General features: G+C 66.5%; 22 protein-coding genes and 4 pseudogenes. 12 read left to right on the top strand and 14 right to left on the bottom strand.

Going from position 1 to position 24,988, the window contains the following annotated elements; genetic code table 11:
* Position 1 precedes the first annotated feature (1 nt).
* Positions 2-925, bottom strand: coding sequence for an aldolase (locus tag AB0M45_RS29760; RefSeq protein WP_364336022.1), 924 nt, complete (start codon positions 923-925; stop codon positions 2-4).
* Positions 926-1,135: 210 nt separating this feature from the next.
* Between AB0M45_RS29760 and AB0M45_RS29765 the strand changes: the two genes are divergently transcribed.
* Complete coding sequence (locus AB0M45_RS29765; protein WP_364336024.1) at positions 1,136-1,870, top strand: GntR family transcriptional regulator; 735 nt, start codon at positions 1,136-1,138, stop codon at positions 1,868-1,870.
* Positions 1,871-1,903: 33 nt separating this feature from the next.
* On the opposite strand, the gene AB0M45_RS29770 is transcribed toward AB0M45_RS29765, so the two are convergent.
* A complete protein-coding gene (locus AB0M45_RS29770; RefSeq protein WP_364336026.1) occupies positions 1,904-2,719 on the bottom strand; it encodes an SGNH/GDSL hydrolase family protein in 816 nt (271 codons plus the stop codon).
* Positions 2,720-2,923: 204 nt separating this feature from the next.
* A complete protein-coding gene (locus AB0M45_RS29775) occupies positions 2,924-3,139 on the bottom strand; it encodes a hypothetical protein (protein ID WP_364336028.1) in 216 nt (71 codons plus the stop codon).
* Between the two features lie 495 nt (positions 3,140-3,634).
* Between AB0M45_RS29775 and AB0M45_RS29780 the strand changes: the two genes are divergently transcribed.
* Both AB0M45_RS29780 and AB0M45_RS29785 read left to right on the top strand, forming a co-directional pair.
* A complete protein-coding gene (locus tag AB0M45_RS29780) occupies positions 3,635-4,564 on the top strand; it encodes a DUF5996 family protein (protein ID WP_364336117.1) in 930 nt (309 codons plus the stop codon).
* A gap of 150 nt (positions 4,565-4,714) precedes the next feature.
* Positions 4,715-4,867 (top strand): hypothetical protein, encoded by a 153-nt coding sequence (locus AB0M45_RS29785; protein ID WP_364336030.1) that lies wholly within the window; start codon positions 4,715-4,717, stop codon positions 4,865-4,867.
* A 340-nt stretch (positions 4,868-5,207) separates the two neighbouring features.
* On the opposite strand, the gene AB0M45_RS29790 is transcribed toward AB0M45_RS29785, so the two are convergent.
* Together AB0M45_RS29790 and AB0M45_RS29795 are read right to left on the bottom strand one after the other, a co-directional pair.
* Positions 5,208-6,944, bottom strand: coding sequence for a polyprenyl synthetase family protein (locus AB0M45_RS29790; protein ID WP_364336032.1), 1,737 nt, complete (start codon positions 6,942-6,944; stop codon positions 5,208-5,210).
* Positions 6,945-7,271: 327 nt separating this feature from the next.
* On the bottom strand, positions 7,272-7,520 hold the full coding sequence (locus AB0M45_RS29795) for a hypothetical protein (RefSeq protein WP_364336034.1): 249 nt from the start codon (positions 7,518-7,520) through the stop codon (positions 7,272-7,274).
* 236 nt (positions 7,521-7,756) lie between these two features.
* On the opposite strand from AB0M45_RS29795, the gene AB0M45_RS29800 reads away from it, so the two are divergent.
* Genes AB0M45_RS29800 through AB0M45_RS29810 form a run of 3 tightly spaced genes read left to right on the top strand, consistent with a single transcriptional unit; the run spans position 7,757 to position 9,178 of the window.
* Positions 7,757-8,092, top strand: a complete 336-nt coding sequence (locus tag AB0M45_RS29800) for a metalloregulator ArsR/SmtB family transcription factor (protein WP_364336036.1) — start codon at positions 7,757-7,759, stop codon at positions 8,090-8,092.
* On the top strand, positions 8,092-8,802 hold the full coding sequence (locus AB0M45_RS29805; RefSeq protein ID WP_364336038.1) for a cation transporter: 711 nt from the start codon (positions 8,092-8,094) through the stop codon (positions 8,800-8,802). Before AB0M45_RS29800 ends, AB0M45_RS29805 begins: the two co-directional genes overlap by 1 nt.
* Before the next feature lie 25 nt (positions 8,803-8,827).
* Positions 8,828-9,178 (top strand): DUF3703 domain-containing protein, encoded by a 351-nt coding sequence (locus tag AB0M45_RS29810; RefSeq protein WP_364336040.1) that lies wholly within the window; start codon positions 8,828-8,830, stop codon positions 9,176-9,178.
* 251 nt (positions 9,179-9,429) lie between these two features.
* Here AB0M45_RS29810 and AB0M45_RS29815 read toward each other — a convergent pair.
* The 3 genes and pseudogenes from AB0M45_RS29815 to AB0M45_RS29825 all read right to left on the bottom strand — a co-directional run.
* Positions 9,430-9,666, bottom strand: a pseudogene (locus tag AB0M45_RS29815) (class I SAM-dependent methyltransferase); the annotation flags it as partial.
* 361 nt (positions 9,667-10,027) lie between these two features.
* Complete coding sequence (locus AB0M45_RS29820) at positions 10,028-11,188, bottom strand: hypothetical protein (protein ID WP_364336042.1); 1,161 nt, start codon at positions 11,186-11,188, stop codon at positions 10,028-10,030.
* Between the two features lie 8 nt (positions 11,189-11,196).
* Positions 11,197-12,123, bottom strand: coding sequence for a metal-dependent hydrolase (locus tag AB0M45_RS29825; RefSeq protein WP_364336044.1), 927 nt, complete (start codon positions 12,121-12,123; stop codon positions 11,197-11,199).
* Positions 12,124-12,378: 255 nt separating this feature from the next.
* Between AB0M45_RS29825 and AB0M45_RS29830 the strand changes: the two genes are divergently transcribed.
* Positions 12,379-12,999, top strand: coding sequence for a TetR/AcrR family transcriptional regulator (locus tag AB0M45_RS29830; RefSeq protein WP_364336046.1), 621 nt, complete (start codon positions 12,379-12,381; stop codon positions 12,997-12,999).
* A gap of 104 nt (positions 13,000-13,103) precedes the next feature.
* On the opposite strand, the gene AB0M45_RS29835 is transcribed toward AB0M45_RS29830, so the two are convergent.
* Together AB0M45_RS29835 and AB0M45_RS29840 are read right to left on the bottom strand one after the other, a co-directional pair.
* The gene (locus AB0M45_RS29835; RefSeq protein WP_364336048.1) at positions 13,104-13,676 is read right to left on the bottom strand and encodes a 3'-5' exonuclease; all 573 of its coding nucleotides are present in this window, start codon (positions 13,674-13,676) and stop codon (positions 13,104-13,106) included.
* Between the two features lie 32 nt (positions 13,677-13,708).
* Entirely contained in the window at positions 13,709-14,779 is a 1,071-nt protein-coding gene (locus AB0M45_RS29840) for a saccharopine dehydrogenase NADP-binding domain-containing protein (RefSeq protein ID WP_364336050.1), read from the bottom strand.
* Positions 14,780-14,908: 129 nt separating this feature from the next.
* Here AB0M45_RS29840 and AB0M45_RS29845 point away from each other — a divergent pair, with 129 nt between their 5' ends.
* The gene (locus AB0M45_RS29845) at positions 14,909-15,862 is read left to right on the top strand and encodes an AraC family transcriptional regulator (protein ID WP_364336052.1); all 954 of its coding nucleotides are present in this window, start codon (positions 14,909-14,911) and stop codon (positions 15,860-15,862) included.
* A 49-nt stretch (positions 15,863-15,911) separates the two neighbouring features.
* On the opposite strand, the gene AB0M45_RS29850 is transcribed toward AB0M45_RS29845, so the two are convergent.
* The 4 genes from AB0M45_RS29850 to AB0M45_RS29865 all read right to left on the bottom strand — a co-directional run bounded on the left by AB0M45_RS29850 (position 15,912) and on the right by AB0M45_RS29865 (position 21,125).
* The gene (locus AB0M45_RS29850; protein WP_364336054.1) at positions 15,912-16,322 is read right to left on the bottom strand and encodes a VOC family protein; all 411 of its coding nucleotides are present in this window, start codon (positions 16,320-16,322) and stop codon (positions 15,912-15,914) included.
* Positions 16,323-16,327: 5 nt separating this feature from the next.
* Entirely contained in the window at positions 16,328-16,804 is a 477-nt protein-coding gene (locus AB0M45_RS29855) for a helix-turn-helix transcriptional regulator (protein WP_364336056.1), read from the bottom strand.
* 38 nt (positions 16,805-16,842) lie between these two features.
* Complete coding sequence (locus AB0M45_RS29860; protein ID WP_364336058.1) at positions 16,843-19,293, bottom strand: excinuclease ABC subunit UvrA; 2,451 nt, start codon at positions 19,291-19,293, stop codon at positions 16,843-16,845.
* A 1,052-nt stretch (positions 19,294-20,345) separates the two neighbouring features.
* On the bottom strand, positions 20,346-21,125 hold the full coding sequence (locus AB0M45_RS29865) for an NAD(P)H-dependent oxidoreductase (RefSeq protein WP_364336060.1): 780 nt from the start codon (positions 21,123-21,125) through the stop codon (positions 20,346-20,348).
* Positions 21,126-21,263: 138 nt separating this feature from the next.
* On the opposite strand from AB0M45_RS29865, the gene AB0M45_RS29870 reads away from it, so the two are divergent.
* The 4 genes and pseudogenes from AB0M45_RS29870 to AB0M45_RS29885 all read left to right on the top strand — a co-directional run.
* Positions 21,264-22,112 (top strand): helix-turn-helix transcriptional regulator, encoded by an 849-nt coding sequence (locus AB0M45_RS29870; RefSeq protein WP_364336062.1) that lies wholly within the window; start codon positions 21,264-21,266, stop codon positions 22,110-22,112.
* 195 nt (positions 22,113-22,307) lie between these two features.
* A pseudogene (locus AB0M45_RS29875) lies at positions 22,308-22,556 on the top strand (DUF4158 domain-containing protein); the annotation flags it as partial.
* Positions 22,557-23,185: 629 nt separating this feature from the next.
* A pseudogene (locus AB0M45_RS29880) lies at positions 23,186-24,399 on the top strand (LLM class flavin-dependent oxidoreductase).
* 11 nt (positions 24,400-24,410) lie between these two features.
* Positions 24,411-24,815, top strand: a pseudogene (locus AB0M45_RS29885) (LLM class flavin-dependent oxidoreductase); the annotation flags it as partial.
* Between the last annotated feature and the right edge of the window lie 173 nt (positions 24,816-24,988).

Here is a 24,988-nt window from a genome sequence, read left to right on the forward strand (position 1 = left end):
GTCACCGCACCAAGGACACGGCTGTGTCGACGGCCCCGGCGACGTCGCCGTCGCGTGGATACAGCAGTGCGCGACCGACGACCAGCCCCCGAACACCCGGCAGGGCAAGGGCTTTCGCCCAACGGGCGTAGGTCGTCTCGGGTGCGGTCTGCGAGTCACCGCCCAACAGCAGCGTGGGCAAGGTGGTCGCGTCCATGACGCGTTCCATCTGCTCGACGACGGGCAGCTTCAACCAGGTGTAGGCCGAAGTGGAGCCCAGGCCCTGCGCCAGGTGCATGCTCTTGATCACCGCATCCGGCGACAGGTCGTTGACGACCCCGGTGCCCGGACCTGCCGGGCGGTGCGACATGAACGGTTCCAGCATCGCGACCAATCCGTGCGCGGCGAGTTCATCGATGGCGGCCGCGCTCGCGGTCATCATCGACAGGGTGCCGGGGTCGGTGAGATCGAACCGGTTGAGCATCTTCGCGCCGTTGAGGCCCGCCGCCGCGGTGGCGGCGGCGGTGTAGGCGGTCATCCGGTCATCGAGTTCGAAGTCCGCGCCCGCCAGGCCACCCCGGTTCATCGAGCCGAACACGACCTTGTCTTCCAGCGCTCCGAGCAGCAGCAGGTCCTCGATGACGTCGGCGGTGCCGAGCACGCCGTCCACGCCTGGCCGGTTCAAGGCCATGACCAACCGGTCCAGCAGTTCTTTGCGATCGTTCATCGCATGTGGGTCGCCGGAGGCAGACAGTGCTCCGCGCGCGGGATGGTCGGCGGCGATGATCATCAACCGGCCGTTACCGCGCACCAGCTCCCGGCTCTTGCGCGCCTCGAACGCCCGTGCGATCGCCGCGGGATCGGCGGCGCGGACCTCGGACAGTTCGGCATACGATCGGATCGGCGGCGTGATCGTGGGAGGGGCGGTCAGCGTGGCTTCGGTCATCGGATCAGGCCTTTCCAGTCAGCGACGGCGCGAATTTCGGGTTCGGGGCACACGAGGACTGCGTTTCCGCTGCTCCGACTGTGCGCCACGACATTCTGGTTGTCAAGACTTTGTCGTGACATACTGACTTAATGACAACTCGGCATCCGAGCGGCCTGAAAAGGCCTACGATGAACGCGCCGGAGCCGACCCTTTCCCGAGGAGCCACCGATGTCCGCGCCCTTGGATATCCCCATCGACCGGAACAGCCCGGTGCCGATGTACTTCCAACTCGAGCAAGCCGTCGAGCAAGCGATCATAGAGGGGCGACTGACGCCGGGCGACCGGATCGAAAACGAGGTCGCACTGGCCAAACGCCTGAATGTATCCCGCCCGACGGTCCGCCAGGCGATTCAGGCCCTCGTCGACAAGGGGCTGCTGGCGCGCAGGCGAGGGGTTGGCACCCAAGTGGTGCAGAGCCAAGTTCGCCGCCCTGTCGAGCTGACCAGCCTCTACGACGACCTGCTCACCGCAGGCCAAGGGCCGACCACCGAATTGCTCGATTACCAGCTCGGTACGCCGGACGCCGATATCGCCAAGGAGCTGGGCGTGCCCGCGGACGCACGTTTCGTGACGTTTCGCCGACTGCGTCGGGCGGGCAGTGAACCACTGGCAATCATGACCAATCACGTGCCCGCGGAATACGCACCGGCGCCCGACCAGCTCGAAGCGAACGGATTCTATGAATGTCTGCGCGCCAAGGGGATCCACATCGCGCTCGCGCGGCAGCGGATCGGCGCACGCAGCGCTACCCGCGCGGAGGCGCAGCTGCTGGACGAGCGCACCAATGCGCCGTTGCTCACGATGCAGCGCGTCGCCTTCGACGACTCGGGGCGGCCTGTCGAGCTGGGTCGCCACGTCTATCGAGCCTCCCGGCACTTTTTCGACACCACGGTGCGGCACTGACGAATTTGTCCGGACAAAGCTCCGCGCCGGTGGTCACCCTCGAGGCAGATCGGCGATCGGATCGCACTGGGTGCCCTCCCGGTCGCGAACCGGCAGTAGGTCGGGCCGCTTAGCGGTGCGGCCGTCGCCGGAGGATCTTCCGGTGAGGCGGCGTCCTATCCACGGTCCGAGAAAGGTCGCTGCCCAGCGGAGTTCGTCGGTCAACGAGCCGCTCACGGGTAGTGGCGGCATCAGGGGCCTGCTCCAGCTGTCATCGCTGCCGGGCAGTTGCAGGGCGTGGGCGAGCGCGTCGGCGATGCGCTGATGGCCCAGCGGGCCGGCGTGCAGCCGGTCGGGGCTCCACAGTCGTGGATCGGTGACCACCGCATGGCGGGCGGTGTCGGCGACGATGACGCGGTGGCGTTCGGCAGATGCTCGAATGCGCTGGTTGAGTGCCCTGACGCGGCCGCTGATCGGGCGGGCGAGCGGGGTGATCCGCACGACCTCCGGGAAGGTCACGGTGGCCACGACCGCACCGTGGGAGGTGAGTTCGGCGAACATCGCGTCCAGATGGCCGGCGACCTCGTCGGCATCGAAACCGGGGCGCAAGAGGTCGTTGACGCCGGCGGCCACGGTGACCAGATCCGGGCGCAACCGCAGTGCGGCTTCGAGCTGCTCGGAACGGACCTGTCCGGCGAGCTTGCCGCGCACGGCGAGGTTGGCATACCGCAGCTCGGGATTAGACGCCGCGAGACGGTCCGCCAGGCGGTCGGCCACGCCGCGCAACCCGGTTCGGTCGTCGCCGTCACCGACGCCTTCGGTCTGGCTGTCACCGAGAGCAACGTATCGCGAGTACATGCCGTTGGTCATGCGGCAGGGGCCATTGGGCGCTGATGATCGGCTGACATGTAACTAAAATAAGCACATATTAAACTATTTGTCTATATGGGTAGATCGACGCCGCTCGCCTCCGATGCCCGTCGGCATACGGTCGAATGCGTGCTGGAAGCGTTCCGCGAATCGTCGGCCGAAGACCTGGTCGACCGCGACAGCGGACGCGCCCTAGCTGGTTCGCTACGGACTCGGCTGGGGCACATTGCAATCCGTGATCTTGGGATTCAGTCCCAGGTAATTCAGTGGACCGGCGACGACCGTCAGCGCGATCGAGCCGAAGCTTGCGCAGTTGATCGGGCCGCTGTCGAAGTAGTCGCGCTGGCCCGCCGCGATCACCCCGACGATCAACCAGGCCAGGATCAGCAGACTGCCGAGGCTCATGTTCTTCACGTGCATCGTTCCGGTCCTTCTTGCGTGGATGAGCCGAGTATCCGTCCCAACCGGCGACACGCCCGCAACTTCGATGCCTATTGCGTGCCGTTACATTTCCCTCGCGCCGATACGGTCTGCCGGTCGCGTCCATGGCGGCCGCCACTTCGTGCCGCTACGCGGCGGGACCCGCAACGCGCGCTGCCCGCCCGGCGCCGGTAGGTGGAAAGGGTGCGCCGACCCGAACCGGGTACCCGGTGATGGCGGTAGTGAGTGCCAGGCGGACGGTTGCCGACCCCGGGCGGGTGCCGGTGGTTCCGGTATTGGAGGTTCGGCGTCCGAAGCAACCGCCCAAAGGTACGTTCATGTGAAAGAGCGCTGTACAGGAGATGCGGCGACCAAATTGTGACTGGCGGCGTGCGGGCCGCCCGATGATCGAAGGGAAGTTTTCCGAAGAACAAGGAGGTGCGTGGAGCAGTGAAGGACACAGATTTCACTCCCCGTCTGCGGGCGTGGCCGGCATTGCGAGTTGATGACTGGACTCCGACACGCGAAACCTTGCATATGTGGACCCAGATTGTCGGCAAAATCAGGCTCTCCCACGCTCCGTTGGTCAACCACTGGTGGCAGGTCACGCTCTACGTCAGCCCGCGTGGTCTGACCACCTCTGCTATTCCGCATGCGGCGGGTTCGTTCGACATCGAGTTCGACTTCGCCGACCATCAGCTTCACGTCCGGTCCAGCGATGGTCGCACCCGGCGGGTTGCGCTCGCACCCAAACCGGTCGCGGTCTTCTACGCCGAAACCATCACCGCCCTCGATGAACTCGGAATTACCGTGCGGATCCAAGCCAGACCCAACGAGGTCGATCCGGCGATTCCCTTTGCCGACGACTACGAGCATCGGTCCTATGATGCGGCGGCCGCCACCACGTTCTGGCGGCAATTGGTCGCCGCCGACCGCGTCCTGCACGAGTTCCGATCACGTTTCATCGGCAAGGTGAGCCCCGTGCACTTCTTTTGGGGAGCGATGGATCTCGCATGTACCCGGTTCTCCGGGCGGACCGCGCCGCAACACCCGGGTGGTGCTCCCAACTGCGGCGACTGGGTGATGGTCGAGGGCTACTCGCACGAATTGAGCAGCTGCGGATTCTGGCCGGGCGGTGGTGCGGAGGGCGCCTTCTACGCCTACGCATATCCGGAACCCGACGGATTCGCCGAATCTAGCGTCGAACCGCGCGAAGCGTTCTACAGCAGAGACAACCGCCAGTTTCTGCTGCCATACGAGGCGGTGCGTAGTGCCGCCGAGCCGGAGCGGGCGCTACTCGAGTTCCTCGACACAACATATGCGGCCGCAGCCGAACTCGGCCACTGGGACCGCGCGGCCCTGGAAGCAGACCCCGGCCGCTGGAGCCATAAGCGCCGAACCAACACATCCCAGCTGGGACCCTGATCGACCGGCTACCAGCCAAAACTATTAGGGTACAGCGTATCCCAGTCATGCGGTGCTTTCGGAGTCGGCACGGTCGATCTCGGCCATGTGTTCCTCGGCCCACGCGCGTAGCGCCGCGAGCGCACCTTCAAGGCCGTCGGCGCCCATCCCGTGGGCGACGCGCTAGCCCGGCAATTGGCCCCCATCACCGACGACCTGGTCCATCATGTGGTTCCCGGCTGTGCGCACATCATTCCGCTCGATGCACCGACAACGGTCGTGCCGCTGCTCGCTGATTTCCTTGCGGTCGAGGGCCTTTCGTGATGGTCCGCGCGCCGATTGTGAATGTCCGAAGTCGTGTGCATAGATGACCTGGCGGTTCGGTGGCCCGCGCAGGCGGGTGCAGGTTGGTCTGCGTGTCGAAGTCGTTTGCACTACGGTCGTTTTCTGCTCTACCAACCCACTACGCCATATCCGCCCGAAATTCGGCCGATACAGTCTGGAACCCCCTGGGGAACGAAAGTCCGTGCTGGCCATCGAGTTCGGAATCAGCCGCGAAACCGTCTACAGCTACCTGCGAGCCGAGTCCACCGCAGACTGAACGGCACGTGATACTCACGGACCGGCCTGCCCGGAATTCGCATCCCGGACCGGCTGCGCGGGTTTACCGCGCAACCTGAGCTGGTTCGGCGGCCGGGTAGTAGAGCTCGCGGCGCAAGCGTTCCAGGTCCGGCGCTGCGGAGGTGGAGGTTGTCATCTTCTCGTATATCTGCGCATAGTCTTTCCTCCGGCCGGACAGGCCGGGAATCATTCGCAGCAGCGCAGGGAGGTAGCGGGTCACCGCTTCGAGCTGGGCGCGGTGCTCGGCTGCTTGGCGCTGTACCTGTTCGGCGGCTTCACTACGGGTGCAGCCGGTCTCGTGACGGATCATGCGAACCAGGTTGTAGGGGACGCGATCGGCCTCGTCCTGGTCCAACCCCACCACGTCGTTCTCCACGAACGCCACAAAGGACAGCAATTCCTCGAGACGGCGGATGACGGGGTGGCTACGCAGCGTCGCCGGCAGTTCTCGGTCCTGGTACACCTCCATGCATGCGACGAGGAGGGCGAGCCCACCGGTCGACATCCGCAACGGCAGGTAGTCGGCCGAGGGCGGGATGTAGCCGTTGATGCGATGGTGCGCTTCGCGTTCGGCGGCCTCGCACCACTGCACGAAGCCGTCGAGGAACCGCTCCTGCCAACCGATCGAGCGGCCTTCCCGCAGCCGCGGCCACAAACTCGCCCACGCAGTCGCGATGGCGCCGTGCCGCCACGGTGTCTGCGGGTCCTGGCGCAGCACAGCCACCAGACCCCGCCGCAGTGAGGTGACGGCTTGCGGGTCGGTCAGCTGCGGATCCTCGAACAGGTCGTCCAACACAAGAGCCAGCGTGAACACGGCGGCAAAGGTCTGTTCACGGGCCGGGTCCGCTGCTGGGGCCAAGCTTTGTGCCACAACCGGGATCGCTCCTGTCCATCGGTGATAATCGGCCTCGGCGGGGGTGCGCGCCAGGCCGGTGTCCACCACCCAGCTCCGCAACCACTGCACGAGCGCATCACTGTCGGTGTCGGGTGGCTGCATCGACTCCAGGGGAATCGCAGGCAGCGGAGTTAGCCGGTCGAGTATGGACCGGGCGTAGGCGCTCATCGCGTGGCGGGCGCGCGGATCGACGGGCACGGCGGCGAGCCGACCGGCAGCCTGGTCCAGGAATTGCTCGGCCACCGCCCGGGCCTCGTCCACGGCACCGGAGGCGAGGACGAGCTCGCGAGCATGTGCGGCTTGCTCACCGGTCATTCTGCTGCGCAGCAGGCGAGCAAGGTCCCGGTCGCGGGCCGCGGCGCGGATCACCGGAAGGGTGTAGATACCCTCGGGCAGATCCGCGTTGACGGGTTTGCCCATTTCCTCGGCGGTCGAGGTCAGATCGAGGATGTCGTCATACAACTGGTAGGCCAACCCGAACTGTCGACCGAACCCCGCCAACGCCTCTTCGTCCTCCTCGGGGCGGCCGGCCTGCATCGCGCCCACCCGGCAGGCCAGCGACAGCACCGCCGCCGTTTTACCGTCGACCGCATCCAGGTAGGCCTGCTCACTGCGGGAGGCCACATACTGGTCAGCGCCCTCGAGCGCCATGCCCGCGCACATCTGCTCGCCCGCGGTCGTCGCCGCAAGAACTTCGCGCTGTCCAAGTTCGGCCAGCATACGCATGCCCGCGAACGTCACCGAGTCTCCACCCAGTACGGCCATGTGCGAACCCCACACCGCGTTGGCGTTGGGGCGGCCGCGACGCTGGTAGGCGTGATCGATGACGTCGTCGTGATACAGCGAACCCAGATGCAGCAACTCCACAGCGGCCGCGGCGCGCACCGCCCGCTCGTCGGCCGGGATCGCGGGATTCGGTGAGCAGGTAGTACGACAGCAAGCTCAAGGTGGGCCGGACCAGGCGGCGTGAGGCGTCGGGCCCTTCGTCGGTGAGCGCGGTCAGCTCCGGCCTCCCCTCCAGCTGTAGGGGGCCCAGAACGTCACGGACACGGTCAAGGTCCGCCTCCAGATGCGGGAAGACCGCGGAATCGATTTCACGTGGCACGCAAGCACTCCTGACTGGGTACATCGGGCACCCATAACCACCGTTGATCATGACACTTTGGCACCGCCATCCCACGGAAGATGTTGGTCTCGACCAATTTTCGACGTTCAGCGGACCCTGGGGGCCAGAGCTATGTTCAGCCGCCGCGCCTGGGGGTCGGCGGTCGAGCAGATCTGCTCGTACTCGTTGGCGCCAGCGATGAGCATCCCCACGATCATCAGCGGCTCGCTGATGATCAGGTGCCCGCCTTTCGCGATCGACGCTGGAAGCGGGGTAGGGAAGGCTACGAAAGGGTGCGGATGCGGGAGCCGGGAGAAGATTTCGCAAGGCACTGCGGTCTTCGTGTCCGTCTCCACGCGGCTCTCGGCCAGTCCCCGGGTGCACTCGGTTTCTCCGCCAAGCACTTGACCCGGGTATGGGGCGACGCTGGTGGGAGCTGGACGACCTACTCCACCAGGGAAACCGGCCGCGACTCGACGAGGTGATTCGGGGGAATGCAGACCAGTTGAATACAGGTCTTTACCAGTCATAGCTCTCCGCTCGAAATGATTCATCCTTTTATGAATACAGATTCGGGTGTAATGTCAGGTTCATGGAGACATTGCCGGTGCTGCACACCGACGCCCTGGCCCGGTTCGGGCACGCGCTGTCGGACCCGACCCGCACCCAGATCCTGCTGAACCTGCGCCGAGCACCGGGGTATCCCTCGGACCTGGCCGAGCAGATCGGGGTGACGCGCCAGATCCTGTCCAACCACCTGGCGTGCTTGCGCGGGTGCGGACTGGTCGTCGCGGTCCCCGAGGGCCGCCGCGCCCGCTACGAGCTGGCCGACACCCGTATCGCGGTCGTGCTCGAGGATCTGCTCGGATTGGTGCTCGCGGTCGATCCGGCCTGCTGCCCGGACTCCGACACCGAGGGGTGCTGCTGATGGCCTCGCTCGGGATGCCCTCGATGCCGTCGGCGGTAACGGTCGGTCCCAGCGCGGACCGCAAAGCGGTGCTGGCGCGGCGGATCCGCTGGCTGGTCGCCGCGACCATCTCCTACAACGTCATCGAGGCGATCATCGCCCTGACCGAAGGCACGCGCGTGTCCTCCACCGCGCTGATCGGGTTCGGCCTGGACTCGGTCATCGAGGTGTCCTCCGCGGCGGCGGTGGCGTGGCAGTTCGCCGGCCGCGATCCGGAGCAGCGAGAGAAGATCGCTCTGCGGATCATCGCGTTCTCCTTCTTCACCCTCGCCGCCTACGTCACCATCGACTCCATCCGCGCCCTGCTCGGCATCGGCGAGGCCCAGCATTCCCCGATCGGCATCGGGCTCGCCGCCGCGAGCCTGGTGATCATGCCCGTGCTGTCGTGGGCGCAGCGCCGCGCCGGACGCGAACTCGGCTCCGCTTCCGCGGTTGCCGATTCCAAGCAGACCTTGCTGTGCACTTACCTCTCGGCGGTGCTGCTGGTCGGATTGCTGCTCAACAGCCTGTTCGGCTGGTCCTGGGCCGACCCGATCGCCGCGCTGGTCATCGCCGTCGTCGCCGTGAAAGAAGGCACCAACGCCTGGAAAGGCGACACCTGCTGCCCCGCACCGGCCGCCCTCACCGCCACCGGCCGCAGCACTGGTCACGACTGCGACTGCTGCGACTAACCACCTCCGTACCGAAGGTTCTGCCATGCCCCGTATCCCGCACGCCGCCCGCATCCGCTACCAACAGGAGATGGCGGCTGCGAAGACCGCTGCCGACGACGAACAGCGGTGGACTCACCTCGAACGCGCGCACATCCTGTCCCAGCCCGACCCCTGGCTGCACACCCGCAACCACATCGCCATGTTCGCCCTGGCCGTGCGCCAACGTGACCGCCGCGAAGCCCTCGGACAGATCGTCCGGATCATCGTCGCCGCCCCCGGCTCCCTGGCCGGAATCGCCCCTGAAGGCAACACCGGCCGCGCCGACGTCGGCCTGCGCCAAACCATGTCCACCCCACCCGAACTGGCCGCCCTGCTGCACCCGGCCGTGGCCTGATCGGTCCGGTCTATCCGGGTTCCGGCTCGCACCCGGAACACGACACCACCGCGGCCCGTGCGGTCGGCGTAGTCGATGCCGAACCCGGCATCGGTGAGGTAGCCGACCGGTTCACGGGTCAGATAGTCCGCCGCCATCCGCACCGCCAGCGGCTCGACCCACCGCATCACCGCCGCCAGCGCCCGGGACCGGGCCGGGCCGTGCTCGACCGCCACGAACACCCCACCCGGGCGCAGCACCCGCCACGCAGCGGCCGCCGGATTCGGGATCGTGCAGAAGGTGTAGGTGGAGACCACCGCATCCGCCGAGGACTCGGGCAGGTCGAGCTGCTGCACATCACCTTGGCGCAGCTCCACCGGCACCGCCGCCGCCCGCGACCGCGCGAGCGCGAGCATCGGCTCGGACAGATCCACCCCGACCACGCGGGCCACCCCGGCGCCGCAGAGCGGCAAGTTCAACCCGCTGCCCACACCGATCTCGACCACCACCCCGCGGGCCTGCCCGACCGCCCACCGGCGGGCATCACCCAGCAGGAAGCGTTCCGACCAACCGATCTGCCGGTCGTACCCGGCAGCGAGCGATCGAACACCCGCTCCACGTGCCCCAATTCCTCACGCGCGGCCTCACCCGACATGCACCTACCCAACCCACCATCAACGCCCTCGTCACATCCGGGAAAGCCCTGAAAACGCCAGCTACGCAGCCCGCACCGGGCCGGACATCCGGATGACAAATCGCATCGTGCAGACCACTTCGGTCACCCGCGCAAACGACTTCGAACCCTGACACCGATACATTCTCCGGCTCGTGCGGCACCCTGCGGTCTGTCTCCCCGGATGAGCCGGTTGCCTATGCCGCGTCGGTCGCTGCGTATTCTCCGGTGGAAGTGTTCCTGCGCTCTTCTGCTCTTCTTTGCGGCACTGTGAATATGGCGATAGCACAGAGAATTGCGACAATGAAGCACCCCAGGGTGTACCACAGGTTCCCAACGGGGTCTCCCTCGCTTGTGCGACCGTCGACGGCGCCGAAGAAGCCGGGCAACGCGGTGACCCACAGCACCGCCATGACGCATAGATACACCACGCTGTAGCACTGGACAAAGCTGTTCGTGTATCGCGGAACATCCGATGTTTCCCGGCGCAGCCGCAACCATTGACGTGCCAGAATCGGAATCGCGACCAGCGTGACGATGACCAGTTCCGCCGCGTAGAGGACTCCGCGGACCGTCGTGCTCCCCATTCCGAAGACTGTGGCCGGTAGCGGAAGGATGAACGTGCCCAGCGATGCGAGGATACCGATCGCGATTGTGCGCGAGAGCAACTGGAGGCCGGAGAAGTACCGGCCCTCGTCGACGTAGCGACCGACGAAATACTGGACACAGAGTGCCAGCGACATCGGCCACAAAGCGGCGAAAACGACCACGCTCGGCAGTGGGACCGAATCGAACATGGGTTGGTTGATCGGGTTCGTCGTCGACCATTCCCACCATCTCAGCTGTGGTCCGAGATGGTCGAAGATCTCGTAGAACGCGTGGTGCACGAAGCCTACGCAGACTGCACCTACGAGCGCGCCGTACTGCCGGAAAACGCCCAGCGTTCTGACAATTTCAAAGGCTAGCGTGGCCATCAGCGGGTAGATCGCGACGATGTACAGCGGGAGCCGGCCCCACAGGAAGTCCACGGTGAAAACGTTGTGCGCGAACATCGTGTCCACGTGCTCTTCGATGCCGAAAGCCGCGGGAAAGTACAGCGGTGGTTCGATGATGAACAGGTATGCGGTGGCGCCGAACCACAGCGCCAGGTTGGTGGGATCGCCGTTGCGGCGCAGGCGCACGATGGCGAATATGAGCGCGAGCACGGAGCCCAGGACGATGGTGAACTCGAGGACCGGCAGGGTCCAGTTCTCCAACGCCAGCGGGTTACGGACCTCGACGACTCCCCCGGCCTCCGTACAGGAGAAGCCGAGTGCCGTCGCGAGCTGCTCGAAGGTGGGTGAGCAATGATCGGCCATCAGTCCTCCTACGATGCGGCCGCGTCGGCCGTGTACCAGTGCGTGACGTCGTAGCCGGCCTCGTAGCGCTCGAACCATACGTCGGCGAGTGCTGGTAGCTTTTCGTGGGCAGGATTGTGTTTCGGCAACTGGCTACGGACAATTCCGGCCAACGCGGTCAGTTGCTCGCCGAGCGGTAGATGGTCGAACGCTCGCTCCATCGGACCGTTGTCCTCCGCGCTGAACAGCGGTAACCATTTGCGCAGGTTCTGCTTACGCCGGTACGACGCGAACATCGATAGCGCGTCGATCTTCCGATCCTCCAGCGGGACATGCTTGTTGAACCCTTCGCAAGCCATCCTGATGACCTTCATGACGTGCCGGAAGATGGACGGGGCCATGCGCATCCGGTAGACGTCGCTGCCCACAACGGAATCGAAGATGATGAGCGCGGAACTTCGATGCTCGACTTCCTCGACGAAGTGCCAGATGAACAGTGACGCGACTCGGTCGTCTCCGGGACGGAACAGCGTCGAGTCGTGGTCCAGCATCAACTTGAACACCGGAGTGAAGGTCGCTTCCAGGTCGGCGGTGTAGGCGAGCCGGTAGTTCAGCGAGGTCTCCCTGGTGAGCCGGTCGAACTCTCCGATTACTTCATCGAGCGTCTCTTGCAGCCCTGGGTACCGCTTGATCAGGCCCTTGACGTGTTGGCGGTGTGCTGCCGAGTGCTGTCCTTCCTGGCGCATGAAAGCGTCCGCCTCCTCGGCGACCGCGGCGTCGGTGATCAGCGGCTTGGTTTGCAGAATCATCTTCACGATCATCTTTTCGAAGCCGATCGCCAGGAACGAGACCGCGTTGGCCATGCTCGAGAAGGCCGGATTCGCTCGGTTCCAGAGGAAGGGCACGTCGTAGTCCGCGAACGCGAAACTCATCTTTCGGACATGAAGATCGGTCACTTTTCGATACCTCGTCGTACGGAAGTGGGCTGGTCGGCGTCCTTGTCGGGGAGGCGCCGAGGCCATGATGGCGCTGATCATACACACAGACGAGATTGTGTATGATCAGAATCGTCGTTACGGCTTGCCAATCGCGCGACCAGCCACCGGACGGCCCTGTGGTACCGTCAGGCCCCCTGATCCGGATGGTCGGCGGGCTTTTCCCACACGGAGGGCTGCGTGTGACCGAGATGGTTCGAGCCGAGGAAGCGGGCAGTGGCAGGAAGGCGCGGGTGGGGCGGGAGTCCGCCCGATAACGACGAGGAAGCGTCCCGTCGGATTGTCGCCGCCGCGGTCGATCTGATCGGGCGAACGGGTTCGGAAATCAGCATCGCCGACGTCGCGGAGTCCCTGGGCGTCATCCGTCAGACGGTGTACCGCTACTTTCCCAGCGCGGACGCTCTGATGAAGGCCGCGGCGATCGCGTCGGTCGACGGATTTCTCGATCGACTGACAGGGCATGTCCGCGGCATCGAAGACCCGGTCGAGGCGATGACCGAGGGAGTGGTCTACACGTTGACCGAGGTGCGCCGAACGCCGCATCTGGGCATTCTGCTGACGGGCACGTACTCGAACGCCCATCCCGACGGCCTCACCTCCCAAGAAGCGCGAACCTTCGGAATGACGATGATCAGACGCTTCGACGTCGATTGGGAGCACTACGGGTACGACGACGCATCTCTGCACGAGCTCGTCGAGTATGTCCTGCGAACGATGCAGTCGTTCTTCATCTCCCCGGGCAATCCACCACGCAGCGACGACGATCTACGGCGATATCTGCGCCGCTGGATGGGAACCGCGATCATCGCGCAAATCAAGCCATCCGCAAGGGTTTAGGGCCGCCGCGGGCACGTCGAGGTGTAGCCGGTGCGACCAACACCTCGACGTGTACACGCCGTGCGCCCGCGAGAGCTGTCGCGGCACACCATGCGACCGGCGCGTCAGCCGCCGGAGGTGATTCGCCAGCTGTTTCGTCCGATGAGGTCCAAGACGAGAGCGGCGATATTCCAGGCGTCGTCCGCACCGCGATGGTGACGCCCCTCCAAGGGCAGCTCGGCAATGCGGAGCGCGCTCGCCATGCCCTGGCGGCGGTTCGATCCGTAGGACTCCGAAAATACCTGCTTGGCATTCGTATGGCGTTTTCCGAAGGGATATTCGACATCGGCGGCAGCGCACTGCCATTCGAACTGTTTGCGGTCGTAGTCACCCCAGCTGGCCCACGGCCGAAGTCCGGCCTGATGCTCGCTCGCCAGCAGGCGGCACGCGTCGGCGAACTCGATGCCGGTGTCGACTTCGGCCTGGGTGAGTCCGGTGAGTTCGGTGCAGAACTCGCTGACCGTGGAGCGGTCAGGCCGAACCAGGATGCGGTGCTTGGCAATCCGAGCGCACGAATCGAGATCCACAACGGTCAAGCCGATCTCGATGATTTCGCTGACCGATCCCACAGGCGCCGGGCCGTCCCAGCACGTCGCCTCGACATCGACCACATTCAGTAGCCTCGGATTGTCGTTCACGCGCCGAGCCTATGGATTGAAGCATCCGGCCCTCAATCGGTTTTCTGGTGTCCATTCGACCTACTTCTTGCGATCGGCTGCACCGACCAGCTAATTCCATGGGGCGCAAGAGATTCCAGGATGCGCGATGGGTCGAATGCCTGGCTCGGCGCGAGCACGCCGGACTCGGCGCCGTCGGTGGCGAGCCGGACCGCCGCTTCGGCCGCGGCGATGGCCGTGAATCGGTAGGTGTTGGTGCCCTCGACGTATCCGCGGGCGGCACCGCCCGACCCGGTGATGTCGGCCAGCACCAGGAAGCGGTCGGGGTTGTCCGGGTCGTCCTGGGGGAACTCGGGTAGGGCCTCGGCGAGTTCGGGGGTGATGTTGACGAAAAGCGTCGCGATCTCGGTGTCGGCGACCCCTTCGACATGGTCGGCTGGTACATGCCGGGGCACGGTGATCACCTCGGTCAGAGCGAATTTCACCACCTCGGAGGGCCGGGCGTCGCCGGGGAAGGTGACCTTGGTCGTTCGTGCCGGGGTTTCCGTCCGCCAGCCGCCCCTGGTGTAGATCTCACCGCCGGAGGCGAATGCGTCGGCGTTGGCGGCCGCGGTCCGGCCGCTGCCACGGGATATCCCGGTGCCGCCGGTGATCCGGTGCGCGAGCGTCACCTGTTCAGGGCGTTCGACCCGTGCGGCGGTAAGCGAGCTGATCAGATCGCCGAGGAAGCCGCCGTCGTTGACCATCGGCACGACCGTCACGCCCGCCTGCCGGGCCGGCTCGGCGTAGGCGTCGAAGACCCGCCTGACGTGTGCCTGTTCCCCGCTGATGTCGACGTAGTGCGCACCGGCCGTGATTGCCGCGCGCAGCACCGGCTCGCCGAACTCGACGAACGGTGCCACAGCGTTGATCACGACGTCGACGTCGCGGAACGCGTCCGCGAGGGCCCGGTCGTCGAGCGGGGCGACGCGGATGGCGGCGTCCGGCAGTCCGGACTCGGCTGCGGCCGCGCGCAGCCGGTCGGCGTCCCTGCCGACCAGCACCGGACTGACGCCGCGCCGGCGAAGATCGGAGAGGATGAGCTTTCCGGTGTGCCCGCTGGCGCCGTAGACGGCGATTGTCATGTCGGTTCCTTTGTCTCCAGGTGGTTGACATGAATGACCGTATGACCACTGCGGAATACGAACAATGTCGAGGAATCCTGTGTTTATGTCTGATCGTCTACATCACGCCTTCTGCGATAGCGTGCCCTCATGGACGTGCTCAGCGACGTGATCGCGGCGATGCGAACCGGCCGACCGCATTCCAACCTGACGCGCAAACGAGCGCCGTGGGCTACGAGGTTCGAGTCCGCTCCCGGCGCCGGTTTTCACGTGGTGCTCCAGGGTTCGTGCTGGCTGCTGCGGTCCGGGGCGGAGCCGATTCCGCTCGGTGTGGGGGACGTGGTGTTCCTCCGCCCGCGCGCCGCCGAGCACGTCATGGCCGACTCGCCGAGGACCGCGGCCCGGCTTACGAGGCGGGAAACGCTCACCGCAGCCGCCGTGGGCGCGGCTGCGGAGGACGCAGAAGTCGTCATGCTGTGCGGTGCCTACTTGATGGACCAGTCGATGCCGCACCCGCTGCTCACCGAGTTGCCCGAGTTCATCCACTTGCCGGCCCGGGTGGGGCGGCATCCGAATCTGCGGGCCGCGACCGAGCTGCTCGGCGCCGAGTTGGAGCGGCCGGGTTATGGCACCGACGCCATCGTGCCCAGCTTGCTGGACACGTTGCTGCTGTACCTCTTGCGCGCCTGGTACGACGAGCAGGCCCACCACGGGTCGACCGGCTGGGCGGCGGCGCTGGCCGACTCATCGATTTCGGTCGCGCTGCGGGACATCCACGACGATCCGGCGCATCCCTGGACGGTCGAGCAGCTGGCCGGGCGGGCGCGGCTGTCTCGCGCTGCCTTCGCCAAACGGTTCGTCCAGCTGGTCGGTCGGTCGCCGCTGGCGTACGTGACCTGGTGGAGGATGACCATGGCGGCCCGCGCATTGCGCGACACCGACGAGCCGCTCGCCGCTATCGCCACCCGCACCGGCTACACCTCCGAGTTCGCCTTTGCCAAAGCGTTCAAGCGCGAGTTCGGCAGCGCTCCGGGCGGTTACCGCCGAACTGCCCGAAACCCGGTGCCCCATACCGTTTCCGACTCGACGGCCGAGCAGATGTGACCCGGTGGCACGCCCGCGATCCGCGACCGCGGGCGCATTGCCGGACGGCTCAGCGCAGCTCCTGGATCCGGACCAGGTTGCCCGCGGGATCGCGGAAGGCGCAGTCACGAACTCCGTACGGCTGCTCGGTCGGCTCCTGGACCACCTCGGCGTCGGCGGCCTGCACCCGCTCGAAGGCGCCGTCGAGGTCCTTGGTGGCCAGGAGGATGGCGGCGTAGGTGCCCTTGGCCATCATCTCGGTGATGGTGCGGCGCTCGTCGTCGGTGATGCCGGGGTCGACGCCCGGCGGATGCAGGACGATAGACGTTTCGGGCTGGCCGACGGGGCCGACAGTGATCCAGCGCAACCCGCCGTAACCGACGTCTTTGCGCACCTCGAAACCGAGGGTGTCGCGATAGAAGGCCAAGGCCGCGTCCGGGTCGTCCTGCGGGAGGAAACTCGAGTGAATGGTGATGTCCATGGCAATCACGCTAGATGCGGCTCGCCGACCCGCGCTTCTCGATTCCTGATCGGTCTGGTCACCTGTTTCGCCACGCACGACGGCATCCCCGCCGTCTCGTTCGCCGCCTCGCGCTGATAGACACTGGGCGGCACACCGACCAACTCGGTGAACCGCGTGCTGAAGGTGCCCAGCGACTGACAGCCGACCGCGAAACAGACCTCGGTGACGCTGAGGTCACCCCGACGCAGCAGCGCCATCGCGCGCTCGATGCGCCGCGTCATCAGATAGGAGTACGGCGACTCGCCGTAGGCGAGCCGGAATTGGCGGCTGAGGTGCCCGGCCGACATGTGGACGCCGCGGGCGAGCGCCTCGACGTCCAGCGGCTGCGCGTACTCGCGATCGATCCGATCGCGAACGCGACGCAACAGCGCCAGGTCGCGCAGCTGCTGCGCCGAGTCGGCTCTCCGAGTCACATAGCGGATCCTACGTCGCTCCGCCATCAGCGAGGCAACTCATCGAGGTGTTCTCGCGGACCTGGTCAGGCGCCGACGTAGGCCGCGAGGTGCTCGGCGGTGAGGGTGGATCGGGCGGCGACGAGGTCGGCGGGTGTGCCGTCGAAGACGATCCGGCCACCGTCGTGGCCTGCGCCTGGGCCGAGGTCGATGATCCAGTCGGCGTGCGCCATCACCGCTTGGTGGTGCTCGATGACGATGACCGACTTGCCGGAGTCGACGAGCCGGTCGAGCAGGCCGAGCAGCTGCTCGACGTCGGCGAGGTGGAGGCCTGCGGTCGGCTCGTCGAGGACGTAGACGCCGCCCTTCTCGGCCATATGGGTGGCCAGCTTCAGTCGCTGCCGCTCACCGCCGGACAGCGTCGTGAGCGGCTGGCCGAGGCTGAGGTAGCCGAGCCCGACGTCGGTGAGCCTGCCGAGGACGGCGTGCGCGGCCGGCGTGCGCGCCTCGCCGGAACCGAAGAATTCCTCGGCCTCGGTCACCGGCATCGCGAGCACCTCGCTGATATCGCGGCCGCCGAGGTGGTAGTCCAGCACCGACGCCTGGAACCGCTTCCCCTCGCAGTCCTCGCAGGTGGTGCTGACGCCGGCCATCATCGCCAGGTCGGTGTAGATGACGCCGGCGCCGTTGCAGGTGGGGCAGGCACCCTCGGAGTTGGCGCTGAACAGCGCCGGTTTCACGCCGTTGGCCTTCGCGAACGCCTTGCGGATCGGGTCGAGCAGACCGGTGTACGTCGCCGGGTTGCTGCGTCGCGAGCCGCGGATGGGCGCCTGGTCGACCGACACCACGCCCGCCGAGGCGGGGACAGATCCGTGGATCAGTGAGCTCTTGCCGGAGCCGGCGACGCCGGTGACGACGCAGAGCACGCCGAGCGGGATGTCGACATCGACGTCCTGAAGGTTGTTGGTCTTCGCGCCGCGGATCTCCAGCGTGCCGGTGGGCTTGCGCACCGCCTTTTTGAGGGTGGCTCGGTCGTCGAAATGGTGGCCGGTGATGGTGCCACTGGCCCGCAGCCCCTCGAGGGTGCCCTCGAAGCAGACGGTGCCGCCCGCCGCACCGGCGCCCGGGCCGAGGTCGACGACGTGGTCGGCGATCGCGATCGTCTCCGGCTTGTGCTCCACGACGAGCACCGTGTTGCCCTTGTCCCGCAGCCGCAGCAGCAGGTCGTTCATCCGCTGGATGTCGTGCGGGTGCATGCCCGTGGTCGGCTCGTCGAAGACGTAGGTGACGTCGGTGAGCGACGAGCCGAGGTGGCGGATCATCTTGACGCGCTGCGCCTCGCCGCCCGACAGCGTGCCCGACGACCGGTCGAGCGAGAGGTAGCCCAGCCCGATCTCCACGAACGAGTCGAGGGTATGCCGCAGCGCCGCGAGCAGCGGCGCCACCGACCGGTCCTCGAGGCCGCCGACCCATTCGGCCAAGTCGCTGATCTGCATCGCGCAGGCGTCGGCGATGTTGATCCCCTTGATCTTCGAGGACCTGGCCGCCTCGCTGAGCCGGGTGCCGCCGCACTCGGGGCAGGTCTGGAAAGTGACCGCCCGGTCGACGAACGCCCGGATGTGCGGCTGCATGGCCTCCCGGTCCTTGGCGAGGAACGACTTCTGGATCTTGGGGATCAGCCCCTCGTAGGTGAGATTGATGCCCTCGACCTTCACCTTGGTCGGCTCCCGGTAGAGGAAGTCGTGCATCTCCTTCTTGGTGTACTTGCGGATCGGCTTGTTCGGGTCGAGGAAGCCCGACTCGGCGTAGAGCCGCACTGTCCACCAGCTGTCGGACTTCCAGCCCGGGATGGTGAACGCGCCCTCCGCGATCGACTTGGTGTCGTCGTAGAGCTGGGTGAGGTCGATATCGGAGACCGTTCCCCGTCCTTCACAGCGGGTGCACATGCCGCCGGTGCGGGTGAAGGTCGCCTTCTCGGCCTTGGTCTTGCCGGCACCGCGTTCGACCGTGATCGCACCGGTGGCTCGGACCGACGGGACGTTGAAGGCATAGGCGCTGGGCGGGCCGATGTGCGGCTTGCCCAGCCGGCTGAAGAGGATGCGCAGCATCGCGTTGGCGTCGGTGGCGGTGCCGACGGTGGAGCGCGGGTCGGCACCCATCCGTTGCTGGTCGACGATGATCGCGGTCGTCAGCCCATCGAGTACGTCGACCTCCGGCCGCGCCAGCGTCGGCATGAAGCCCTGCACGAAGGCGCTGTAGGTCTCGTTGATCAGCCGCTGCGATTCCGCGGCGATCGTGTCGAACACCAGCGAGCTCTTGCCCGAGCCGGAGACACCGGTGAACACCGTCAGCCTGCGCTTCGGGATCTCGATGCTGACGTCCTGGAGGTTGTTCACGCGCGCGCCGTGCACGCGGATCAAATCGTGGCTGTCGGCAAGGGACAGTACCGGGGACTGCGCGTCCGTCGTCGTGGCCGAACGCCCACCCGTCACCCGGCCACCACTCCTCGTCGAATCGCTTCGCGATGCCGTGCTCATCGTGTCTCCATCTGTCGGGCGGGGTCGCCTTCGCGGTCTCCGTGGGCGGCGCCTGGCTCGATCTAACCAGCTTCGAGCAGGGCGTCCGGCTCACCTTCGGCCGCGCGGCCGCGGCGAGTCCCGCTTGTGATGTCCGTGGCAGTCACGCTAGAGGCGGGGCGGGGTGGGCGCTTCTCGATTCCTGATCCGTCTGAGATCCAAAACCTCTTCCCCAACTGGTGCACCGTCATCTATCGTATCGCTATCTAACGGCACGTTATACGACGGGAAAAAGCCATGGAGAACGCAAAGAAGCGTCGCCCGGTACGTCGAGTGGTAGCCGCCACTCTGATCGGAGGCGCACTGGTGACGCCTGCCCTCGTCTCGCCCGAACCATTCGTGGCCGTCACCGCGGACCGGTACTCGCACGACCCTGCCGATCGGCGTGGCTCCGGCGTGGGAGAGCGAGCCCGAAGCAGCAATCACGGGGGCTACAAGGGGCGCAACGAGCGGCCCTGCCAGTACACCCCTGAGGGGTACTGCACCGGGCGGCGCTGACTGCGGCGATTCGGTCGCAACTGCAGCGTCGAGCTGACCATCGACGGCGACACCATCAAACTGACCGGCGCGACCGCCGCGCAGCAGGAGCAGCTGCTCGCCGTGTTGCTGGCGCGTCATGGTTCCAGGACCCGATCGGGTCGGCGCCCGCGTCGCGCTGCTGGTGGCTATGGGCAGCTACGAAGATCCCGATCTGAGGGCGCTGCGGGCTCCCGCGCAGGATGTAGTGAGCTTGCGCAGGGTTTGGCCGACCCGCGCATCGGCGGGTTCACCGTGACCGACGTGCTCGATCAGCCCGAGCACGCCATCCGTCGCGCGATCGACGGGTTCCTGAGCGGACGCCGCAATGATCCAGGACATTCTGGCCGACCCCCGAATGGGACGGTTTGCTCACCGCTGAGGACGAGCGCGGCCTGACCCCGCTGTTCTGGTCGCACGTGCTCCCATACGGCGAGGTCGAACTCAACATGAACACCCGGCTCAACCTCGGCGGTCTGTGAGCTGGCTTCCTGCGGTTAGCCGCGCACGTGCAGTCCGAAACCCGTGCGGCCCGCGGGCTCCAGTCCTTCCTTCAGGTGCAGCGAGGGGATCTGGTAGTCACCGAAGTTCTGCTGCCGGAACGCGATCGGCTCGGTCGATTCCAGGGTGCGCAGGCGCTGCTGCCATGCCTTGGCAACGTCCGGGTAGGCATCGTCGGTCATCCGGTCGGTGCCGTACAGGACGAACGGCGGCAGCACCTCGATACCCGGGTAGTAGAGGATGCCGTGCTGGATCGGGAACAGCAGATCATCGATGGGACCGTTGATCCCTCGGGCCGCGTAATGCGACTCCGGGCCGCCGGCGGTCACCGACAGCAGAGCCTTCCTGCCCGCGAGGGTGCCTTCGCCGAAGCGCTCACCATACTTGGTGTCGCTGTGCTCGCCGACCCCGTACGCGAAGTGGTAGGTGAACACTCGGTCCACCCAGCCCTTGAGGATCGCGGGCATCGTGTACCACCACAGTGGGAACTGGAAGATGATCGTGTCGGCCCACAGCAGCTTCTGTTGCTCGGCGCGGACGTCCGCGGTGAGCGTCCCGGCGTCGAAGGCCCGGCCCGAGTCCAGGGCGACCTTCAGCGGACTCGAAGCATCGGGGCCATAGTCCGTGGCGTCCACGACCGCCTTCCAGTTCATCGCGTACAGATCGCTCACCCGTACCTCATGCCCGGCAGCCTCCAGCGTGGACACTGCGAGGTCCTTCAGCGAGCTGTTCAGCGACTTCGGCTCCGGGTGGGCATAAACGATCAGCGTCTTCATCAGAACTCCTTCGATTCAGGTGCTTTCGATCCTGGGCATCGCACCACCCGGCGTTCAGGGACGCCTCTTCCATCGGACTGGACTTCCTGGTAATGGCAGGACCACCTTCGCGGGCACCAACGCCGCCATACTGAGGGCATGGACAACCTCGCGGGCTTTCTGCGGACCCGGCGTTCCCGGGTCGACCCGGCGGCCGCCGGCATCCCCACCGACAGGCACCGCCGGGTCGAAGGGTTGCGCCGCGAAGAGATCGCGCACCTGTCCGGAGTCAGCGTCGACTACTACGTACGCCTGGAACAGGGCCGCGCGACTCAACCCTCCGAGCAGGTCCTCGACGCACTCGCCCGCGTCCTCGGCCTCGACGAGACCGAACGCGGGCACCTCTACCGGCTCGCCCGGCAGCGCCGTCGGAGCGCGAAGGCACCGGGCGGGCGCGTCCGGCCGGAGCTGCTGCGCATCCTCGATCTGGTCGCCGACGCACCCGCACTGATCATGGACCACCGCCTGGACGTGGTCGCCGGGAACCGCCTCGCCGGACTCCTCTATGGCCGGTCGATGCCGGGCCTGAACACCGCCCGGCACATCTTCCTCGAGGAGGCCGAGCGCGGCCTATACGCGGACTGGGAGAAATGCACCCTCGACGTGGTCGGGCATCTGCGCCTGGCTGCCGGCAAATACCCCGAAGACCCCCGCCTGGCCTCGCTCATCGGCGAATTGGCGATGGGCAGCGAGCGCTTCCGCCGCCTCTGGGCCCGCGCGGACGTGCGCGCCCGCACACATGGACGCAAGGCTTACCGGCATCCCCTGGTCGGGCTGCTGGAACTGCACCAGGAGAACTTCGCACTCCCGGACGAAACAGGTATGGAGCTGCTGGTGCTGTCCGCCGCCCCCGGCAGCCCCGCCGAAGACGGGCTGCGCCTGCTCGCGGGCCTCGGCGCGGACAATGGCGACGCGCATCCCACAAAGAAGGCTCAGGTCCACGAGTAACTCACCGGCGCCACCCCACCGACGGAACGCCTCAACACTGACGGCTTCCCGACACGCGGGGTTCCGGTAGTAACCGCGCGAAAAACAACACATATGGCTGGACCAGCAGCGATGGCGTTGTGATCGGTTCGGGCTGCGGTAGGTGCTCGGCTTGGCTGCCGATGAGGTTGGTCGGTGTGCTGGAGGTCAGGTTTCGTGACGACGCAGGTGTTCGCGGCCGAGGAGTTGGCGCGTCTGCGGGAGTTTCCGCAGATCAGCCGCGAGGAGCTGTTCCGGTTCTTCACGCTGACTCCCGCCGATATCGCATTCGTTGCACCGGGGCGCGGGCGTGGCCCGGAGGACCAGCTCGGCCTTGCGGTGGCATTGTGCACGTTGCCGTGGCTGGGTTTCGTACCTGACAAGGTCGCCGCGGCGCCTCCGGTGGCGGTGGCACGTTTGGCGGAGCTGTTCCCGTTCTTCCAGGCGGTGCTCGGCTGGTCGGGTCTGCTGGCCACGCTGGCGCAGATGCCCATGGCCGTGGCGATGATGATGACCTCCGGCCTGGCCCCCACGTTGGCCGAGCGCATTGGCCGGACGGCCGAGACCTCATCCTCCGCGATGTGCCCCGCGCCATCGGCGCAGTAGACGCCCCGCGCAGCGACGCTCGGGTGGCCACTGTCCCGCGATTCACTCGGCGACGAATTCCGCCTCGCGCTCCACCGTCTCGATGGTCTGTTGCGGCACTTGGATCGGACCGGAGAGGGAACAGGCACCTTTCCAGTCACGCCACCGGATCTCCGGATCACGACCTTTTCGCGCACAGTGCGTCGAACCGTGCAAGTCGCCTTGTCCAGAGGTATTTCCCATGGCTCGAGCTGATCTCAACCGTTGACACCCATCCATTGCGACCGGAATCGCGGTGGTGGTCACCGACGCGGATATCACGTGGCCAGGCAATTTTCGACATCGTTCGGCTAGGCCGGGCTGCCCGGCCGCCGCTGGGCGAATCACGGGCAGGGCGAGCGTCGAGTGGGCCGGCAGCGATTCGTGCGTTGAGGGACACGACATGCACGCATGCACAGAAACGGGAGACGATGGCACCGAACCGATTGCATCTCGGCGTCGCGCTCGACGGAGCGGGCTGGCATCCGGCCGCGTGGCGGGAGCCGAACTCCCGGCCCGCCGAACTGTTCAGCCCCGGATACTGGACGGATCTGGTCACCACCGCACAACGCGGACTGCTCGATTTCGTGAGCATCGAGGACAGCCTGACGATTCCGGGTGAACGTCACGTGCCGTCCGACGACGTTGTCGACCGGGTCCGGGCCAGGATCGATGCCCATCTCATCGCCGCGCGCGTCCCCGTCACCCGGCACATCGGGCTCATTCCGACCGTGACCGTCACCCACAGCGAACCGTTCCACGTCTCCAAGTCGATCGCCACGCTCGACTACACGTCGCGAGGCCGGGCCGGCTGGCAGGTGCGGGTGTCCGGCACGGCCGAGGAGGCCGGTCACTTCGGACGCCGCGAAGTGCGCGACCTCACCGCCGCCGAGATCGTGGAGGCGGTGGCATCGGGCAGCTATCCCGGTCACGTGCACGATCTGTTCGACGAAGCCGCCGACGCCGTCGAGGTGGTGCGGCGACTGTGGGACAGCTGGGAGGACGACGCCGAGATCCGCGACGTGGCCACCCGTCGCTTCATCGATCGCGACAAACTGCACTACATCGACTTCGAGGGCCGCTTCTTCAGCGTTCGCGGACCCTCCATCACGCCCCGGCCGCCACAGGGACAGCCGGTTGTGGCAGCGCTGGCCCACTCCCCCGTTGGAGTACGAATTCGCCGCTGGAGGCGCGGATCTGGTTTTCGTCACCCCGACCCGCGAGGCCGGTCAGGGTGCAGTCCTGGAGCAGGTGGCGTCCGCCGCGGCACGAGCGGACCGCGCTGGCGAACCGCTGCGGGTCTACGCCGATATCGCCGTCTTCCTCGACACCGACGAGGCGACCGGTCCGCAGCGCCTAGCACGGCTGAACGAGGCCGCCGGGGGCCGAATTCTCCTCCGACGCCCCGATTTTCGCGGGCAGCGCCGATGATCTCACTGAACTGCTCACCGAATGGAGCGGGCAGGGGGTCGATGGATTCCGGTTGCGACCCGGTGTCGCGGTTGACGATCTGGCCGCCGTCGCGGACCGGCTCGTCCCCGCTTTGCAACACCGCGGCGTGTTCCGCACCCACTACCCGGACGGCTCGCTGCGCACGCTGCTCGGGCTGCCCACCACCGTCCCCAACCGTTACGCGACTGCCTGAGCGAGGCGAACATGAGCACACTCCGTAAGCAGGTCATCCTGGGCGCCTATCTCGGCGGCGTCAACCACCACACCGCCTGGTGGCATCCCGAGGCGGGCAGCCAGATCGATTTCAGCAGTTTCGAACACACCGCGCGCACCGCCGAACGCGGCAAGTTCGACTTCTTCTTCCTCGCCGAAGGTCTCATCCTGCGCGAACGCGCGGGCAAGATCTTCGATCAGGACATCATCGGCCGCCCCGACACCTTCACCGTGCTCGCCTCGATCGCCGCGGTCACCGAACATCTCGGGCTCGCGGGCACGATCAAGGCGACCTTCAACGAGCCCTACGAGCTGGCCCGGCAGTTCGCAAGCCTGGATCACCTTTCCGGCGGACGCGCCGCCTGGAACGTGGTGACCTCCTTCGACACCTTCACCACCCTGCGTGACAACCTCGGTCTCCCGAACGTGCGCGCTGCGACGGTATCGGCCGACGCATGAGTTCCCGTGCCGCTCCGGGCATATCGGGTCTCCACTGCCGGTGGCAGCTGTGCCTGACCGTTGTCCTCGACCGCACCACCGGCTACACCACGAGCGTCCCTTACCGCGTG

Source organism: Nocardia sp. NPDC051787 (assembly GCF_040681325.1).
Lineage (GTDB): Bacteria > Actinomycetota > Actinomycetes > Mycobacteriales > Mycobacteriaceae > Nocardia.

Coding starts and splice junctions, on each gene's coding strand:
- AB0M45_RS29810 (WP_364336040.1), top strand. CDS start 8,828: ATGCCCCGTATCCCGCACGCCGCCCGCATCCGCTACCAACAGGAGATG.
- AB0M45_RS29840 (WP_364336050.1), bottom strand. CDS start 14,779: ATGACAATCGCCGTCTACGGCGCCAGCGGGCACACCGGAAAGCTCATC.
- AB0M45_RS29775 (WP_364336028.1), bottom strand. CDS start 3,139: ATGCACGTGAAGAACATGAGCCTCGGCAGTCTGCTGATCCTGGCCTGG.
- AB0M45_RS29845 (WP_364336052.1), top strand. CDS start 14,909: ATGGACGTGCTCAGCGACGTGATCGCGGCGATGCGAACCGGCCGACCG.
- AB0M45_RS29860 (WP_364336058.1), bottom strand. CDS start 19,293: ATGAGCACGGCATCGCGAAGCGATTCGACGAGGAGTGGTGGCCGGGTG.
- AB0M45_RS29870 (WP_364336062.1), top strand. CDS start 21,264: ATGGACAACCTCGCGGGCTTTCTGCGGACCCGGCGTTCCCGGGTCGAC.
- AB0M45_RS29855 (WP_364336056.1), bottom strand. CDS start 16,804: ATGGCGGAGCGACGTAGGATCCGCTATGTGACTCGGAGAGCCGACTCG.
- AB0M45_RS29865 (WP_364336060.1), bottom strand. CDS start 21,125: ATGAAGACGCTGATCGTTTATGCCCACCCGGAGCCGAAGTCGCTGAAC.
- AB0M45_RS29850 (WP_364336054.1), bottom strand. CDS start 16,322: ATGGACATCACCATTCACTCGAGTTTCCTCCCGCAGGACGACCCGGAC.
- AB0M45_RS29760 (WP_364336022.1), bottom strand. CDS start 925: ATGACCGAAGCCACGCTGACCGCCCCTCCCACGATCACGCCGCCGATC.
- AB0M45_RS29820 (WP_364336042.1), bottom strand. CDS start 11,188: ATGGCCGATCATTGCTCACCCACCTTCGAGCAGCTCGCGACGGCACTC.
- AB0M45_RS29805 (WP_364336038.1), top strand. CDS start 8,092: ATGGCCTCGCTCGGGATGCCCTCGATGCCGTCGGCGGTAACGGTCGGT.
- AB0M45_RS29770 (WP_364336026.1), bottom strand. CDS start 2,719: ATGACCAACGGCATGTACTCGCGATACGTTGCTCTCGGTGACAGCCAG.
- AB0M45_RS29765 (WP_364336024.1), top strand. CDS start 1,136: ATGTCCGCGCCCTTGGATATCCCCATCGACCGGAACAGCCCGGTGCCG.
- AB0M45_RS29800 (WP_364336036.1), top strand. CDS start 7,757: ATGGAGACATTGCCGGTGCTGCACACCGACGCCCTGGCCCGGTTCGGG.